Raw genomic sequence first — 16,946 nt, 5'->3', positions numbered from 1 at the left:
TATCGCGAAGTGTACAACACTTTTCAAACCGTTTTTTCATCCCCCCGTATTATTAAATTAATGGGTTACCTAAAATTAAACTTTTCGGCACAATGGGGATTAATTAAATATAAATAAATAAAGATTTTAAAAGCTATTATTATTAGTAAAGGCAAAAACTGTGGATAAGTTTCTATTTAATTAATAATAACATAATCTTATATATACATTTTGCCTGTGAATATCCTGTGGATATCCTGTGGATAAAATGTGGATAACTTTAACAAATGCGCGTCGGTACAATTATCCACATTTTATCCACAGAGTTATCCACAGATAAAGCGCACTTTATGCACACAGTTATCCACAGCTAGTGGGATAGTGAGCGCAATAAGTTTGCGTAATCCTCCGCCATCTTACTGTCGGCCTCTTTTAGCTCACGGATACGCTTACAGGCATTAATCACTGTTGTATGATCACGACCGCCAAACGCATTGCCTATTTCTGGAAAGCTGTGCGAAGTCAGTTCCCGCGCCAAACACATGGCGACTTGGCGGGGGCGGGTAATGATCTGCTTGCGGTTTTTCGAGGCTAAATCAGCGACGCGGATTTTGTAATAGTCCGCTACAGTGCGTTGGATATTGTCGATATTGACCAGCTTATCCTGCAAAGAAATCAAATCATGCAGGGCTTCTTTGGTAAACTCGGTCGTGATTTCCCGACCCGTAAATTGGGCGTTGGCAATCACCCGCCGCAAAGCCCCTTCCAAGTCCCGGACATTGGAGGGAATGCGTCTGGCGATAAAAAATGCCACTTCTTGGGTCAAGTTAACCCCGGCCAATTGGGCTTTTTTCATCAAAATCGCGGCGCGGGTTTCCATATCGGGCGGTTCTATCGACACTGGCAGGCCCCAGCCGAAGCGGGATTTTAAGCGGTCTTCCAAGCCGATAATTTCTTTCGGGTACTTGTCGCAGGTCAGCACCACCTGATGCTTTTTTTCCAACAGGGTGTTGAAGGTGTGGAAAAACTCCTCTTGCGAGCGTTCCTTGCCCGCGAAAAATTGGATGTCGTCAATCAGCAGCACGTCAATCGTCCGGTAAAAACTCTTAAACGTGTCGATGGAATTTTGCTGCAAGGCCTTCACCATGTCTTGGACAAACCTTTCCGAATGCAGATAAATAATATTCGCCGACGGGTTTTTTTGTAGCACCCCGTTACCGATGGCCTGCATCAGATGGGTTTTGCCTAGGCCGGAACTGCCGTAGATCAGCAGGGGGTTATAGGCTTTGCCGATGTTTTCCGTCACTTGCATCGACGCGGCCCGCGCCAACTGGTTGGATTTACCCTCGACAAAGGTGTCGAACGTGAACGTTTTGTTCAGGAAACTGGGGATGGCCTTTTTAGTCTCGGCAGGTTTGACGATTTTCGCCATCGTCAGCAACGGTGACTTTTTCGAGCCTATTTCCATGTTCAGCACTAAACTGCCGTTAGAGAATTCATGGATAGTCTCTTCAATCTTGGCAAAGTGGTGTTGTTTCACCCAATCCAAGACAAAACGGTTCGGCGCGAGCAAGGTGATGCGCCCGTCGCCTTCGACCGCCTGCAAAGGCCGTATCCAGGTGCTAAAATCGGCGCTGGCGATTTCATTTTCAAGTTTAGCAAGGCAGTTATCCCAAATTGAACTCATTGAAGTAGATAAGATATTGATTTGTGAGGTAAGAGAAACAGGGCTTTTGCCACTCTGCATTAATAAAACATGTCATTACAGAATTGACAGGTCAAGCGCTTTATTCTATCATCCAACGTCTTTTTTATCCGTTTTTGATAATATTATCCCAGTAGGCTTGAGCAACAATGAAAAGAACATACCAACCCAGTAAAATCAAACGTGTCAGAACCCATGGCTTCCGTTCCAGAATGGCGACAGTCGGTGGCCGCAAGGTGTTAAACTCGCGTAGAGCGAAAGGCCGCCATAAATTGGCCCTATAGATTTGCGGTTGTTTAGTAACGATTTTGGTTTCCCCCCACAGTCCCGGTTAAAAAAACCCGCTGAGTACAAAAAAGTTTTTGCGAAACCGGTAAAGTCCAGCGACCAATATTTTACCCTATTAGCGATAAAAAATGATTTAGATCATCCGCGGCTGGGATTGGCGATAGCTAAAAAAAATATCAAAAAAGCCGTTCACAGAAATATCATTAAGCGGACTGTTCGGGAAAATTTTCGGTTACAACAACGGTTAGGAAACCTTGACATTGTTGTTTTAGCCCGCAGGGAAGCCGTCGATGCCCCGCTGGAACTATTAAGAAAGTCATTGGAAAAACACTGGCTTAAGTTGGTAACCCGATGCGCTTCATACTCATAGCATTGATAAAGTTCTACCGATACTTTGTTAGCCCCTTGCTTGGGCCCAACTGCCGTTTTTATCCAAGCTGCTCCCAATATTCCTTAGAGGCGCTGTCCCGCTATGGCGCTGTCATTGGCTGCTATCTCACCCTGAAAAGATTATTGAAATGCCACCCTTTCCATGAAGGGGGCATTGATCCCGTTCCAGATAAATTGAGAAATAAGAATGGATAATTTAAGATTTGTACTAGTCGTCACATTTGCGATGCTAGTCGTATTGATGATGCAGGCCTGGCAGATAGATTACGGCCCCAAGCCGGCTACTGTCGCCGCCGTCACCACCCCCAACTTGGAAGCCAGCCACGAAGACTTGCCCGCAACTGGTGCGCCTGCTGTCGCCAGCACCGCCAGCCCAGTTCCCGGCCTCAGCACATCCGGCAAAATAATAACAGTCAAAACGGATGTCATCGACCTGGAAATTGATTTACAAGGCGGCACCATCCGCAGCATGGACTTGCTGCAATACCCCACCGAACAAGACAACAGCGTCGTCAATAAAGCCCGTGCTTTGATCGGCCTGCCCGTTTCCGAAAAAAACCACGCCCCTGTGCGCCTGTTCAACAACGAACCGGAAAAACAGTTTATAGCCCAAAGCGGCTTAATCGCCGATAACGGCGCTATCGCTAACCATTACAGCATTTTTACCACCAGCCAAGACAGCTACCGCTTAGACGCGGGCCAAGACACCCTGACCGTACCGATGATCTGGACGGACAACAGCGGCCTGAGCGTCACTAAATCGTTCACTTTTAAGCGCGGCAGCTACGACATTGCCCTTAACCAACATATCGACAACGCCAGCGGCAAACCTTGGGTGATCCGCCAATATAGCCAACTGTTGCGTGTGCCTGACCATAGCAACAAAGGCAATTTTATGATGGGCGGTATGCGGGCTTATGACGGTGGGGTGATTTACACCGAAAAAGACAAGTATAAAAAAATCAGCTATGACGATATGCAAGAAGGTAACTTGGATGTCGGCACCCAAGGCGGTTGGACAGCCTTTATCAAACATTACTTCGCCTCCGCGTGGATTCCGCCCGCTGACCAAGAAAACCATTTTTACACCAAAAGCTTGGCTAGCGAACATTACGTTATCGGCTCTTACTCGCCGCTGGTCACTGTCGACAACAACGCCGCCGCCGACTTTACCTCACAACTGTACGCCGGGCCCAAAGTCCAACCTGTTATGGAAAAAGTCGCCAAAGGTTTGGAGTTGACCGTTGACTACAGCGTCCTGACCTTTATCGGCAAACCCATTTACTGGTTGCTGAACCAAATCCATGACCTGACGGGTAACTGGGGTGTGGCGATTATGGGTGTGACCTTGTGTATCAAGCTGCTGTTTTTCCCGCTGTCGCAAGCCAGCTTTAAGTCCATGGCGAAAATGCGCAAAATCCAGCCGCGTCTGAAAGAACTGCAAGAGCGCTTTAAAGACGACCGCCAACGCTTCAACACCGAAATGATGGCTCTGTACAAAAAAGAAAAAGCCAACCCCTTAGGCGGCTGTTTCCCGGTACTGATCCAAATTCCCGTCTTTATGTGCTTGTATTGGGTATTGAGCGAAACCGTCGAGTTCCGCCAAGCCCCCTTCATGCTATGGATACAAGACTTATCGGTCGAAGACCCGTTCTACATCTTGCCGATTATCATGGGCATCACCATGAAAATCCAACAAGGCCTGAACCCCGCGCCGATAGACCCTATCCAGGCACGGGTCATGAAAATGTTCCCGCTGGTGTTCACTGTGTTCTTCCTGTTCTTCCCCGCAGGTTTGGTGCTGTACTGGGTCGTTAACAACACCCTGTCCATCCTCCAACAATGGTATATCACCAAAACCATTGCCAATGAACCCTAACCGCCCGCGTGGTTATTGATCCTGATACCATCGCCGCGATTGCGACACCGCCGGGTAACGGCGGTGTCGGCATCATCCGCATCTCAGGGGCAGCCGCCCCTGCCATCGCCCAACACCTGTTCGGCAAAGCCCTCACGCCACGCCACGCCACCTACGGCAACTTTAAAGAAGCCGACGGCACTGTTATCGACTCCGGCATAGGCCTGTACTTCCCTGCCCCCGCCTCCTACACGGGCGAAAATATCCTCGAACTGCAAGGCCATGGCGGCGCAGTGGTCTTGGATATGTTGTTGCGGCGCGTCCTCGCCTTAGGTTGCCGTCTGGCCCGCCCCGGCGAATTTACCGAACGCGCCTTCCTAAACAACAAGCTGGATTTGGCGCAAGCCGAAGCCGTTGCCGACTTGATCGCCAGCAGTACCGAACAATCGGTGCGCTCGGCGCAAAACTCCATGCAGGGCGTATTTTCCGAGCAAATCAACCAACTGGTTGAAGAACTGACCGAACTGCGCATCTACGTCGAAGCCGCCATTGACTTTGTCGATGAAGAAATCGATTTCCTCACCGACGGCGTGGTCGAAAAGCGCGTCGTCAGTTTATTAGGGCGGCTGGCGCAAATCCAAAAAACCGCCCAACAAGGCCGCCTGTTGCGCGAAGGCATGACCATCGTCCTGGCAGGTAAGCCCAATGCCGGAAAATCCAGCCTACTGAACGCCTTGGCCGGACATGAGGCCGCTATCGTCACTGCCATAGCCGGTACCACCCGCGATGTCTTGAGGGAGCGCATCCAGCTCGACGGAATGCCCCTGCATATCATCGACACCGCAGGCCTGCGCGATAGCGACAACCCCGTCGAGCAAGAAGGCATCCGCCGGGCGCGGGAAGAAATACGCAAAGCCGACAAAATCCTCTTGCTGATCGATGCCCGCGACCCCGACGACGAAGCCCTGCTGGAAACCCTGCCGGATAACGTCGAAATCACCCGTATCTACAACAAAATAGATTTGCTTAACATCCCCCCTACCCTAGAGCAAAACGCGGCGGATACCCGCATCTACCTCTCTGTCAAAACCGGTGCCGGCATGGACATGCTGGCCCGCCACCTCAAACAAAGCGTAGGCTTTAACGAAGCCACCGACAACGTCTTCATCGCCCGCCGCCGCCACCTAGAGGCCCTGGCCCGCGCCTACGAAGCCGTCGAAACCGCTTTAAGCCAATTACAAATCAACCAAGCCGGCGAACTCGTCGCCGAAGACTTACGCACCGCCCAACACAGCTTGGCGGAAATTACCGGACAATTTACTTCTGATGATTTGTTGGGGAGGATTTTTTCTAGTTTTTGTATTGGGAAGTGAAATGGCTGGGCTTTTTACTTATCTTTATTAAATTACGATTAAATAATTTGTCGAACAGCTAGGTGTTACCCGTGTTTTGATGTATATTTTTAATATAATCAATAGCATGAGAGAGTTTTATATGCCAACAATTAAAGAAAAAGTTGCTAATATTGTTCGTGCCCAACCTGACGATAGCAGTTTTGATGAGATTTTGCAGGAATTGGCTTTTTCGCGCAGGGTGGAACGTGGATTGGAGGATTCCCGCCAAGGCCGGACGGTTTCTAATGAAGAAATGGCGCGGCGAATCCGTATATGGCAGAAATAAATTGGACGGCGGAAGCCGAGCAATGGTTACAGGATATTTACAATTATATTGCTCAAGATAAGCTGGATGATGCAACCACAGACTAACAGCCTAACTCCCTCACATCCCGGTGAAGTTTTGCGCGAAGACGTTTTGCCCGCACTTGGCCTAACCATCACCGAAGCCGCCAAGCAGCTTGGCGTAACCCGCACCGCCTTATCCCGTGTCCTTAATGGCAAGCCAGACAGACGGGTGTGCCATCCACCGTGCAACGGGCGAGTATTCCGCATTGTCCGACCTAGAAAAAACTGTATTTTGCCCTATTTTCAACGGGCATTTTTTGTCATGTGCAGAGTGTTCCATTATGAAAAACTACCCCGAACTAGCGCAACGGGTTTTTTATAAAAATAGTTGATAATTTAATAGGTGTCATATAATGGTGTTATCAGCTATTAACTTTTAATGACACCATTATGGCTACCCTAACAGCACCGGAACAAGGCAAGGTCAGGACGACTTTGTACCTTACCCAAGAAAATAGGGAACGGCTTGACCGTATCCCAAGAGGCCAAAAAACGGCCTTAATGAACAAGGCCATCGCTAATGCCCTTGAAGAAATTGAACGCGAAGAGAACGCACAGAAATTTTTAAAAATGCTTGCCACCATCCAGCCTGTAAAAACAGAGTATTCATCTGAACAAATGGTCAGGATGCTCAGGGAAGGGAAAGAGCAGGAATTACTTGATAACAAAATGAAACATGCAAAATAAGGTCGTTTTAGACTCCTGTGTTTTCAATAAGCTCTTTTTAGAGGAAGACGACAAAGAACAGGCTGTCCAGCTTATAACGGAAATCAGTAAGAGAAATTATCAAGTCATTGTTCCTAGCTTGTTTCTTTACGAAGTGCTGACCATTGCCAGCGTGAGCAATTTCCCGACTCAACAGGCTTATGAATTGATTGGGCTATACCAAAAAGCCAATTTAAAGCTGGTTGACTTGGATCAGCCGTGTATTTTGAAAGCCATTGAAATGTGCGAAACAGGCCATCTAAAATCGGGTTTCCCGTCCTTTTACGATGCCAGCTACCATGCCTTGGCTATCGCCAATAACTGCACCTTCATTACCGCTGACAACAGGCATGTATCAAAAACGGCTCAGTTCGGACATGTTGTCTTGTTGAAGGATTGGCAATCTGTTTTTTAGTTGTCCGGTCTGGTATTAATACAAGTTTATGGATTTTAGGGTGTTAAATGCTAAGGATGCACTATCGCCAGAAATGGCCCTACGGCTTGAAAGTTGGTTAGGTGCAGAAAACGGTGGCAGGGCAGATTTATGGATCAGCCAGCCGCCGCTTATGACCTTTGGCAAGCTAGGCAAGCGGGTATGCCATCCACTGTGCGGCGGGCAAGTGCTCCGAAGTTAACAGCCGAATGACAGATGAATTATGATTGCAACAGTAAACATTTAGGCCGAGCTAGCGGCTTAAAAACATCGCATCGCCATAACTGAAAAAACGGTATCCTTCGGCTACCGCATGGCGGTAAGCCGCCATGATCGGCTGGTAGCCCGCAAACGCGCTGACCAGCATCAGCAAAGTCGATTCGGGCAAATGGAAATTGGTCAATAAGGCATCGACTACCTTGAAGGTATAACCGGGCGTGATGAACAACTGGGTGTCACCGAATGAGGCGGTCAAGCTTCCCGAACGTGCCGCCGATTCCAAAGCCCGCACCGCCGTTGTGCCGACCGCCACCACCCGCCCGCCCCGGGCGCGGGTTTGCGCTACCGCTGTGACGGTCTCTTCAGTGACGCTGAAATACTCCTTGTGCATAATATGCGCCGCCAAGTCTTCTACCCTGACAGGCTGAAAAGTGCCGCTGCCGACATGCAAGGTCACAAACGCACTCCGCACCCCTTTAGCTTTCAGCTTATCCAGCAAGGCTTCGTCGAAATGCAGTCCGGCTGTCGGTGCCGCCACCGCTCCGGCGGTTTTGGCAAATACCGTTTGGTAGCGGCTATAATCCCCACTGTCATCGGCACGGGTGATATACGGCGGCAAGGGGATATGGCCTATTTGCGCCAATACGGCCAAGATAGGCTGGGGAAAGGCTAGGTGGAACAGGTCATTATCGCGCCCCGTGACGGTGCAGGCTAAGCCTTCAGGCAGTTCGACCAGCGTCCCTGGCTTAGGGGCTTTGCTGGCACGGACATGGGCAATGGCATGGTGTTCGTCGAGCAGCCGTTCGATCAGGATCTCAACCTTGCCGCCACTGGCCTTATGTCCCCATAGCCGCGCGGGAATCACCCGCGTGTCGTTAAACACCAGCAAATCATCGGCATGGATCAAGTCGATAAAATCATTAAATTGCCTGTCGCACAGTTCCCCCGTGCCACGCCCCATGCACAATAAACGGCTGGCGGTACGTTCGGCTAAGGGATGCTGGGCAATCAGCGCGTCGGGTAAATCGTAGTAAAAGTCACTTTTTTTCATAGCCCGCCATATTACCCAGTTTGGGGCAATTCGGCAAAAAAATCCTGCGTTTGGGTTGCCAGCCCATAAACAGAGTCAGTCCTCAAAAATACCCCGACAAAAATGCCGGAATCCGTTGTTCCAACCAATACACAGGCTTTAGGCCTTGGTGGCCGACGAAGCCGACATGGCCACCGCCGTGGGTGATTTCCAAGCGCACGGCAGGGGATAATTCGGCGGCGGTGGGCAGCACGGCGGGGGTCATAAACGGGTCATCGTCGGCTTGGATGATGAGGGTGGGGACGGTGATATGTTGGAGGTATTGCCGGGAACTGGAGCGGCGGTAGTAGTCGTGGACATCCGTAAAGCCGTGCAGGCCAGCGACGACAATATCATCATATTGCCAGAACGAGCGGATGGCGGAGCAATCGCCCAGTCGGCGGATTTTTTCGGCTTCGTCAGCAAAGCCATTTTGTTCCAGATGGCGTTGTTTGACGTGCATATAGGTTTTCAGTTCGGCCAATAAATTGGCCCGGTAAAGCTGCGAGAACCCCTTATCGAGCTTGCTGGCACACAGGTTTAACAGCAAGGGTACGGAGACGGCGACCGCTGCCGTTAGCGTTAATTTATCGCCTTGTTCGCCCAGCCATTTTAATAACACATTGCCGCCCAAGGAAAAACCGATGGCGGCACAGGGGATATCGGGGTGGCGTTGGCGTAAGGTTTGGTAGACAAAATGAATGTCTTCGGTTTCGCCGGAGTGGTAGCTACGGGCTTTGTTATTAGGCTGGCCGCTACAACCACGAAAATTCATCACCGTGCTGCACCAGCCCCGCTGTAAGAAGGCGATTTGCAAGCCTTTAATATAACCCGATTGCGAGTTGCCGGTCAGGCCGTGCAGCATCAGCACCCGTGGCCCGGTATGCCCGCAATGGTCTACGTCCAAAAAGTCGCCGTCGGGCGTGGTCAGGCGTTCGCGCTCTACTTGTGGCACGACGGGTTGGCGGCGTAATAAGGCCGGATAAAGGGTTTGCAGGTGGCCGTTACGCAACCATCCGGCGGGTTTAAAAGTGGATTTAATCAGCATAGGCTAGGGTTTGGGCAAAATAAGGGACGGACAGGAAATAATGGTAACTGTTCACCCCTTCATTTTAGCAGCCAATTTGACGGCCTCCATGGCCCCAAGGCTTATGGGCTGGTTGGTTAAAGTCGGGCTTCATGGGGGCATTTTCTGGCGATATTTGCGTGTATTAGGGGGAGGTGAACGCTTACAAGCTGTGTGACGTTAACGTTGGACTTAATACGCCCAGTGTTGTTATGATTTCTTCCGTGATCAGCACCGTGGATAAGGGGGCATTGAGAACATTTGCCCCCCTATCTTATCTGGTCATTTTGGGGGAACCATTAAGATAACAAATATAATGACTTAGGAATGTGCATGAAATAAAATCTGTTGAACAGGCGAAAGTACAACTCTGGCATTCAGGCATCTTGCCCGCTTTCCAAAACCTGTACCCTTTAGTGTTTGCCTGAATTATTTCCTATCCATCCCTTATACGCTAACTTACCGGAGAACATATTATGCCAAATAAGGATTGCTTATTTACATATCGACGCCAACCTTTATTATTGCTGGCCATGATGCCGCTACTTTGTGCATTTAATGTTGAGGCACAGATCAAAATCACCTCACCATTTGAAGTGGTCTCTGCAACGCCGGTTGACCACACGCAAGATTGGGTTAATCAGTGCGAAGCCGCTTACAAAACCTCGCTACAAAGCCGATTTCCTAAAACATGGCAAAGCGTCTTTAACAGAAATAAAACTAAACAGTGTACAGAATACAATATCGCTTACAAAGCCACCATTTACAATGACGGTACACGGCCCCTATTAGATGTGACAGGTACTGCGTCATCGCTATCATCAAACGTAACCGTTACTCAAGCTAAGGCAACTTTTGGGAGTTTGACCGCTAATAGCTCTGCAACTGCCGACCCTGCTTTTCAAATAACTGCCAATGGTTTTGTAGACGCAAGCCAGCCGCATGTCAATATGAAATTCAGCTTTCGTCAAAACCCGCTATATTTAGGGAAAAACTTTCCTGTCAATACATGGGTTAAGGTCTCATCAATAAAAACCGATTGGTGGCGGTCTTACCATGCGTCAATGGTAGTCAGCAAGCAAACGGGTAATTTAATAACTTATGGCTCCGAAACGCACGGCACTTATGACAATTCAGTGCGTGAATTTAACACCGATACGCTGAGCTGGACAACACATTATCCGGCCACCACATTCGATACTTACCAACTTGATGCGAAAGGACAGGCCATTTCAGGCAGCCTGGCCAACCCTATGCCTTGGGCTATGCACACTTATGATGAGGTGGCCTATGATCCGATGACCAACAATTTGGTTGTCGCTGCCATAGACCCGCATAGCTGGTATGCCTTTCAAAAATTCCCCAATGCGATACACCCCACTTGGCTTTATGATCTGAACAATAAATCATGGCACACTTTTGCTAATCAAGGCGCTACTGACCCCACGAAAGTGCCTAGCCTTTTTGCCTCCAGTACCGAATATGACCCGCTCCGCAATGTGATATGGGCGCTCATACCCGGCACGTCCAATGATTGGAATGGGCAATTATGGTTTATGAACAGCAAGCGCGATGCGTGGGTTAAAGTCCCTAACCCGGTTGGCGGCCTACCCACATCGCAAATACAAATACACACCAACATGGTGCGGGACTCGGTGCGTGACAAATTAGTTGTCTTTGGAAATTACGCCAAACAAAACACCAAGATAGCCGTTTACTCACCGAATATCGATCCGGCGGTAGCGGGTTCTTGGGAAGTTAGGCAACCAAGCGGCGACGTTATCACGCCAGATGACCAAATTCCCGTCGATTATGATACCAAGCAAGGTGTGTTTTTATTATTGCCCTCTCAAGGCACAACAGAAGACCCGTCCGATACGGTCGTCTACGATCCCGATAAAAACAGCTACATCAACATTCCTAATGCCAAGCAAATCCCTAACGCCGATCTGAACAGCTTAAATTTTATGTTGAAATATAGCCCAAAAATGAAAATGTTCTTCTTGATAACAGGACGCTGGTACACCACAACAACCGTTTGGGCCTTTAAACTGGATTATTCTAAATTGTAGCCGATAGGATAAGCCGAAACAGTCGTACTTAGGCCATTATCGGCCTGGGTGCGGCAACACATCAGGTTACAACAACCGCCCGATCTGCTCGCCCAGCCGTACCGTCTTCCCGGCACTAAAGCCATCCTGCCATTGCACGGCATCTTTACCGAACAGCACGATAATGGTCGAGCCCATATTAAAGCGCCCCATTTCCGCGCCAATAGTCAGGGTCGGGGCATCGCTGCCGTAAGACCATTGGCGGACACTGCGGATAGTCGGCGGCGTAACTACGCCATGCCAGACGGTTTCGATGCTGGAGACAAAAATCGCCCCGACCAACACCAAAGCCATAGGCCCTACGGCAGTGTCGAACAGGCAACAGACGCGCTCGTTTCTGGCGAACAACCCGGGCACATTTGCAGTGGTAACGGTATTGACGCTGAACAGCCGCCCCGGCACATGCACCATTTCTTTCAGCGTGCCGGTTATCGGCATGTGCAGGCGGTGGTAATCTTTGGGGGCCAAGTAGATGGTCGTAAACTGGCCGTTTTGGAACGGCGCGGCACGTTCGCTACAACCCCCCAGCAAGGCGGTCGCCGTGAAGCTTTTGCCTTTGGCCTGAAAAATCGTGCCGTCGGTAATCGCCCCGGCTTGGCTGACCGCCCCATCGGCAGGGCAAGCCACCGCCCCTAGCGCGTCCGGCCAACGGCGTGCGCCCGGCTTGAGTTCACGGGTAAAAAAGTCGTTAAAGCTGGTAAATTGGCTAAGGTCTTGCTGCAAAGCTTCGCTCATATCCACGCCGTAATGCTTGATAATCTGCTCGATGAACAGTTTTTTAACGGCGGGATTTTCGCTATGGGTGAGCTTGCTCAGCAATACCGAGAGGCTGTGTTGCGGCAAAATATATTGCGGCAAGACGCACAGGGCTTCTTTCACTGTCATGATGATCCTACGGCAGATTGACCAATTCGGGCGCTTGCCACGCCGGGTTGCGGTGCTCGACGACGACCGTGGTGTAAATGCCACCGCGCACGTTAAATTCAGCACGGATACGCATAAAGTTGGGTTGGGTCACGGCGACAATATCATTAAGGATTTCGTTAGTGACCGCTTCATGGAACGCGCCGCGCTCACGGAACGTCCACATATACAGCTTGAGTGCTTTCAGTTCGACGCACAGGGCGGCAGGTACATATTCGATTTGCAGCGTGGCAAAATCCGGCTGGCCAGTTTTTGGGCAGAGGCAAGTGAATTCGGGAATGTCGATGCGGATCGTGTAATCACGGCCAGGCTGTGGGTTATCGAAGGTTTCTAAATCTTTACTGGGTTGGGTGGTCATGAGTTTCTTAGGTTGGGTTGAAGATGGCAGAACAGTTTTCCCTGCCATAAAAATAGTGCTTATGCTGGGCAACAAGCCAATTAAACGGCCATTATAAAGGAAAAGCCAGATAATTGAGATGCAAAGTACCTCAGAAGCTTACTCTAAAAGCCCAGCATAGTTTGCTTTTTACCTTTAAATGCACTTCGACGTTATTAACTTATCACCATAACCCACGCCGTCAATACTTGCAAAGCAGCCAAGTCAGCTTCCCAAGCCTCTCCGCTTCCATCAAGATTGTACTAGGCCGAACGTTTTTGAACCTGTAGAATAATCAAACTACTTTATCATTAAAAAAATTATGTCACTGAATTCTATAGAAATATGTGCTGGTGCGGGTGGCCAAGCACTAGGCTTGGAGCGGGCGGGATTTGACCATGTCAATCTTGTTGAAATTGAAGCGCCTGCCTGCCAAACCCTACGCATTAACCGGAAGCATTGGCACGTTACCGAAGGCGACATCCGCCATTATTCGGCAGAACAATGGCAAGGCATCGAGCTTTTCGCGGGCGGCGTACCTTGCCCGCCTTTTTCAAAAGCCGGAAAGCAGCTTGGCGATCAAGATGAGCGAGACCTATTCCCGGAAGCACTGAGGTTAGTTGCCGAGTGCAAGCCCCAAGCCATCATGCTTGAAAATGTAAGGGGCTTACTGGATGCTATCTTTGACGAATACCGTACCAACATCATCACCGATCTAAAAAAACTGGGTTACCTTGCGGAATGGCGTTTATTAAATGCCAGTGATTTTGGTGTCCCGCAATTACGCCCACGGGTCGTCTTTGTCGCATTGAAAAAAGAGGCCGCCAGCTATTTCAATTGGCCTTCACCCCTTACCACCCCGCCGCCAACCGTAGGAGAAGCCTTATTCGATCTTATGGCACTCAATGGCTGGCAAGGGGCGAAACCTTGGCAGGAAAGGGCTTGTGATATAGCCCCAACCCTAGTGGGTGGCAGCAAAAAACATGGCGGCCCTGATTTAGGGCCAACCAGAGCAAAAAAAGCGTGGGCTTCATTAGGAGTCGATGGCATGGGCATCGCTGACGGCTCACCAGCGCAAGATTTTGTGGGGATGCCCCGCCTGACTGTCCGTATGGCCGCCCGCATACAGGGTTTTCCTGATGATTGGCAATTTAGCGGCAAAAAAACCGCCTCCTACCGACAAATCGGCAACGCCTTCCCTCCCCCCGTTGCTTGCGCTGTCGGCACACAAATCCGCGCCGCACTTAACGCCGCCGCCAAACCAAAACTTAAACGGGCGTAATCATGACCAAACCGAAACCCCCCAGAGGTGGGGCGAGAAGTAAGCTTCGCGCCCATTTTCTGGCAAACATTAACCGTGTTATGGATTCTGATGAATTGCGGGAGGTCGCCGGCAACCAATCAGAATGGGCGCGGCGAATCCGTGAATTAAGAAACGAGGAAGGCTATTTAATCCTTACCCACAATGACCGCAGTGCCTTGAAGCCAGGGCAATATTTGCTCGAAACCGCAAAGCCGCAACCCGCCTTTGAACACGCCATATCAAAAGAGACTCGCGCCTTTGTGCTTGACCGGAATGGTTTTACTTGCCAGATGTGCGGTGCGGTCGCCGGTGAACCCCATCCTTATGACCCAACCCGAAAAACGCGCTTACATCTTGGTCATATTATTGACAAGAGCAAAGGCGGATCTGACGATGCCTCAAATCTTCGGGCTATCTGCTCCGTGTGCAATGAGGGGGCATCTAATGCCATGCTGACCCGCCCTGACTTACAAAACCTGCTGATTCAAGTGCGGCGGGCGACCTCCGCCGATCAACTTGAAGCCTTAAAATGGCTAATCACCAAATTCCCAAAACAGGCGGCAGAATTAATAAAAGGCGTGGTTTAACCGCGCCTATATGGCACGGTTAAAAAAAACAGGGCATTAGCCCACTCAACCCCCAATCCCGCCCTCAGTCAAACCCGCAGGCTCCAACAGCTTCGCCAATTCCTCCACACTCAATTCCGTCATTTCGGCGGCGACTTCGATAATCGGGCGGCCTTGTTTATAAGCGGCTTTGGCGACTTCGGCGGCTTTGGCGTAGCCGATGATGGGGTTTAAGGCAGTGACTAAAATCGGGTTCCGCGCCAAAGCCTGTTGCAGGTTATCTTGCCGCACCGTAAACCCGGCGATGGCCTTGTCTGCCAACAAACGGCTGACGTTGCTTAACAGCTCAATGCTTTGCAAGATATTATAGGCAATCACAGGCAACATGACGTTAAGCTGGAAACTGCCGGATTGGCCGGCAATGGTGATGGTGGCATCGTTGCCGATGACTTGCGCCGCCACCATGGCCGTGGCTTCGGGGATAACCGGATTGACTTTGCCGGGCATGATACTGCTGCCCGGCTGTAAGGCAGGCAATTCGATTTCGCCCAAGCCCGCCAAGGGGCCGCTGTTCATCCAGCGCAGGTCATTGGCGATTTTCATCAGGCTGACCGCGATGACTTTCAACTGCCCCGATAACTCGACGATGGCATCTTGACAGCTTAAGCTCTCAAACAGCGACTCGTTCGGCGTAAACGGCAGGCCGGTGGCCGTACTTAACACGGCGGCGAACTGGCCGGCAAAGCGCGGGTCGGCGTTAATGCCGGTGCCGACTGCCGTACCGCCTTGGGCCAGCTTATAAACGCGCGGCAAGGTCGCTTGCAAACGGTCGCTGGCATTACGGATCTGCAATGCCCAACCGCCCAATTCTTGGCTCATGCGCACAGGCATGGCATCCATCAAATGGGTGCGCCCAGTTTTGGTAACATGGTCTAAAGATGCGGCTTTGGCACTGATGGTCGCGGCCAAATGCGCCAAACTGGGCAATAGTGCCTGCTGGCATTCCAGCGCGGCGCTGACATGGATGGCGGTGGGAATAACATCATTACTGCTTTGCCCCATATTGACGTGGTCATTCGCGCTGACCGCTTTGCCCGCCAAGCCGCTGGCCAACTGCGCCAACACTTCGTTGACGTTCATATTGGTGCTGGTGCCGGAGCCGGTTTGGAATACATCGACCGGAAATTGGTCGCGGTGCTGGCCGCTGATGACTTGCTCGGCGGCGGCGATAATCGCCTGCGCCACATCGGCATCCAACTCGCCCAACTCGGCATTGACGATAGCGGCGGTTTTTTTAATCAAGGCGACGGTTTTGATAAACGCGGGCGGCATCGCCAAGCCGCTGACCGGAAAGTTTTCCACCGCACGTTGGGTTTGCGCCGCGTACAGGGCGTGGGCAGGGACTTGCAACTCGCCCATACTGTCTTTTTCTAATCGGAATTCAGTCATAATGCCTCGATAAAATGGCGAAGGTCGGCTTGGTCAAACGGCCAGCACAACTCGGAAGTGGTTTCAGGGTGGTATAAAACAGGGATGCGGATAGCATAACGGGCTTGCCACTGTTCGGCTTCGGCAATGTCGACCTGCTCGACCGCTACCTGCGCGGGCGGCAAGGCCGCAAGCAATTCCTCGGCCTGTTCGCATAAATGGCAACCCGCCGTGCCCAGCAATAATAAGCGTATCATCAATGTTTCGTCAGTTTGTCCAAATAGCCCATCAGCAGGGCGGAAATGACCAAGGTCAAATGGATGACCACATACCAGAGCAGTTTGTCATTGGCGGTGGCATTAATATCCATGAACACTTTTAGCAAATGGATGGAGGAAATGGCGACAATTGAAGTCGCCACTTTCATTTTCATCGAGCCATAATCATGGGTACCCAGCCATTCCAGCTTTTCGGTATCCACCCCAATGTCCAAACGCGAGACAAAGTTTTCATAGCCGCTGAACATAATCAGTACAATCAGGCTACCGACCAGGGTCAGGTCGATAAAGGTCAACAAGCTCAGGATAAAATCGGTCTCGCCAATATCAAAAATATGCGGCAGAAAATGGTACAGCTCTTGAAAAAACTTGATGAACAGACCGAGCAGCACTAAGCTTAGGCCGGCATAAATGGGCGCCAGTAACCAACGGCTGGCATACATGAGGCGTTCAATGGCATGTTCTAAGTGTTTGGCAAAAGGCATAGTTCGGCAAGCAGGCAATTT

The 16,946-nt window shown here is 50.5% G+C and carries 20 protein-coding genes; 12 read left to right on the top strand and 8 right to left on the bottom strand.

Going from position 1 to position 16,946, the window contains the following annotated elements:
- Window positions 1-349: 349 nt before the first annotated feature.
- Entirely contained in the window at window positions 350-1,666 is a 1,317-nt protein-coding gene (gene dnaA, locus CEK71_RS04495) for a chromosomal replication initiator protein DnaA (RefSeq protein ID WP_088618263.1), read from the bottom strand.
- 167 nt (window positions 1,667-1,833) lie between these two features.
- Here dnaA and rpmH point away from each other — a divergent pair, with 167 nt between their 5' ends.
- From rpmH to CEK71_RS04445, 9 genes are all read left to right on the top strand, one after another.
- The gene (gene rpmH / locus CEK71_RS04490) at window positions 1,834-1,968 is read left to right on the top strand and encodes a 50S ribosomal protein L34 (RefSeq protein WP_088618262.1); all 135 of its coding nucleotides are present in this window, start codon (window positions 1,834-1,836) and stop codon (window positions 1,966-1,968) included.
- A gap of 2 nt (window positions 1,969-1,970) precedes the next feature.
- Complete coding sequence (gene rnpA, locus CEK71_RS04485; protein WP_408630480.1) at window positions 1,971-2,342, top strand: ribonuclease P protein component; 372 nt, start codon at window positions 1,971-1,973, stop codon at window positions 2,340-2,342.
- Window positions 2,324-2,557, top strand: a complete 234-nt coding sequence (gene yidD, locus CEK71_RS04480; RefSeq protein ID WP_088618261.1) for a membrane protein insertion efficiency factor YidD — start codon at window positions 2,324-2,326, stop codon at window positions 2,555-2,557. Before rnpA ends, yidD begins: the two co-directional genes overlap by 19 nt.
- Window positions 2,550-4,241: a membrane protein insertase YidC gene (gene yidC, locus CEK71_RS04475; RefSeq protein ID WP_088618260.1), complete on the top strand. Its 1,692-nt coding sequence runs from the start codon at window positions 2,550-2,552 to the stop codon at window positions 4,239-4,241. Before yidD ends, yidC begins: the two co-directional genes overlap by 8 nt.
- 8 nt (window positions 4,242-4,249) lie before the next feature.
- Window positions 4,250-5,593 carry a tRNA uridine-5-carboxymethylaminomethyl(34) synthesis GTPase MnmE gene (gene mnmE, locus CEK71_RS04470; RefSeq protein WP_088618259.1) on the top strand — a complete coding sequence of 448 codons (1,344 nt, stop codon included), beginning with the start codon at window positions 4,250-4,252 and terminating at the stop codon, window positions 5,591-5,593.
- Window positions 5,594-5,714: 121 nt separating this feature from the next.
- Complete coding sequence (locus CEK71_RS04465; RefSeq protein ID WP_088621503.1) at window positions 5,715-5,900, top strand: hypothetical protein; 186 nt, start codon at window positions 5,715-5,717, stop codon at window positions 5,898-5,900.
- 66 nt (window positions 5,901-5,966) lie between these two features.
- A complete protein-coding gene (locus CEK71_RS24105) occupies window positions 5,967-6,284 on the top strand; it encodes a helix-turn-helix transcriptional regulator (RefSeq protein ID WP_157678989.1) in 318 nt (105 codons plus the stop codon).
- 68 nt (window positions 6,285-6,352) lie between these two features.
- A complete protein-coding gene (locus CEK71_RS04450) occupies window positions 6,353-6,649 on the top strand; it encodes a hypothetical protein (RefSeq protein WP_088618258.1) in 297 nt (98 codons plus the stop codon).
- On the top strand, window positions 6,639-7,082 hold the full coding sequence (locus tag CEK71_RS04445) for a type II toxin-antitoxin system VapC family toxin (RefSeq protein ID WP_088618257.1): 444 nt from the start codon (window positions 6,639-6,641) through the stop codon (window positions 7,080-7,082). The genes CEK71_RS04450 and CEK71_RS04445 overlap by 11 nt, the downstream gene beginning before the upstream one ends.
- Window positions 7,083-7,353: 271 nt before the next feature.
- Here CEK71_RS04445 and queA read toward each other — a convergent pair whose 3' ends face one another.
- Together queA and CEK71_RS04430 are read right to left on the bottom strand one after the other, a co-directional pair.
- Complete coding sequence (gene queA / locus CEK71_RS04435) at window positions 7,354-8,370, bottom strand: tRNA preQ1(34) S-adenosylmethionine ribosyltransferase-isomerase QueA (RefSeq protein ID WP_088618256.1); 1,017 nt, start codon at window positions 8,368-8,370, stop codon at window positions 7,354-7,356.
- A gap of 82 nt (window positions 8,371-8,452) precedes the next feature.
- On the bottom strand, window positions 8,453-9,436 hold the full coding sequence (locus tag CEK71_RS04430; protein ID WP_088618255.1) for a hydrolase: 984 nt from the start codon (window positions 9,434-9,436) through the stop codon (window positions 8,453-8,455).
- 968 nt (window positions 9,437-10,404) lie between these two features.
- On the opposite strand from CEK71_RS04430, the gene CEK71_RS04425 reads away from it, so the two are divergent.
- On the top strand, window positions 10,405-11,526 hold the full coding sequence (locus CEK71_RS04425) for a hypothetical protein (RefSeq protein ID WP_198328463.1): 1,122 nt from the start codon (window positions 10,405-10,407) through the stop codon (window positions 11,524-11,526).
- Between the two features lie 66 nt (window positions 11,527-11,592).
- Here the strand turns inward: CEK71_RS04425 and asd are convergent, their stop codons facing one another.
- Both asd and queF read right to left on the bottom strand, forming a co-directional pair.
- Entirely contained in the window at window positions 11,593-12,450 is an 858-nt protein-coding gene (gene asd / locus CEK71_RS04420) for an archaetidylserine decarboxylase (protein WP_088618253.1), read from the bottom strand.
- 7 nt (window positions 12,451-12,457) lie between these two features.
- A complete protein-coding gene (queF, locus tag CEK71_RS04415) occupies window positions 12,458-12,847 on the bottom strand; it encodes a preQ(1) synthase (RefSeq protein WP_103974162.1) in 390 nt (129 codons plus the stop codon).
- A gap of 340 nt (window positions 12,848-13,187) precedes the next feature.
- On the opposite strand from queF, the gene CEK71_RS04410 reads away from it, so the two are divergent.
- Together CEK71_RS04410 and CEK71_RS04405 are read left to right on the top strand one after the other, a co-directional pair.
- A complete protein-coding gene (locus CEK71_RS04410) occupies window positions 13,188-14,147 on the top strand; it encodes a DNA cytosine methyltransferase (protein WP_088618251.1) in 960 nt (319 codons plus the stop codon).
- 2 nt (window positions 14,148-14,149) lie between these two features.
- A complete protein-coding gene (locus CEK71_RS04405; RefSeq protein ID WP_198328462.1) occupies window positions 14,150-14,755 on the top strand; it encodes an HNH endonuclease in 606 nt (201 codons plus the stop codon).
- Window positions 14,756-14,800: 45 nt separating this feature from the next.
- Here CEK71_RS04405 and CEK71_RS04400 read toward each other — a convergent pair whose 3' ends face one another.
- From CEK71_RS04400 to CEK71_RS04390, 3 genes are read right to left on the bottom strand one after another with little or no spacing between them, the layout of a single operon-like run.
- On the bottom strand, window positions 14,801-16,183 hold the full coding sequence (locus CEK71_RS04400; RefSeq protein WP_088618249.1) for a class II fumarate hydratase: 1,383 nt from the start codon (window positions 16,181-16,183) through the stop codon (window positions 14,801-14,803).
- Window positions 16,180-16,419 carry a glutaredoxin family protein gene (locus CEK71_RS04395; protein ID WP_088618248.1) on the bottom strand — a complete coding sequence of 80 codons (240 nt, stop codon included), beginning with the start codon at window positions 16,417-16,419 and terminating at the stop codon, window positions 16,180-16,182. Before CEK71_RS04395 ends, CEK71_RS04400 begins: the two co-directional genes overlap by 4 nt.
- Window positions 16,419-16,925, bottom strand: a complete 507-nt coding sequence (locus tag CEK71_RS04390; protein WP_088618247.1) for a TIGR00645 family protein — start codon at window positions 16,923-16,925, stop codon at window positions 16,419-16,421. Before CEK71_RS04390 ends, CEK71_RS04395 begins: the two co-directional genes overlap by 1 nt.
- Window positions 16,926-16,946 lie beyond the last annotated feature (21 nt).

The organism is Methylovulum psychrotolerans, from assembly GCF_002209385.1.
In the GTDB taxonomy this organism is placed as follows: domain Bacteria; phylum Pseudomonadota; class Gammaproteobacteria; order Methylococcales; family Methylomonadaceae; genus Methylovulum; species Methylovulum psychrotolerans.
Note: the sequence above shows the minus strand (reverse complement) of the source record. Positions and strands in the feature narration are given on the sequence as shown.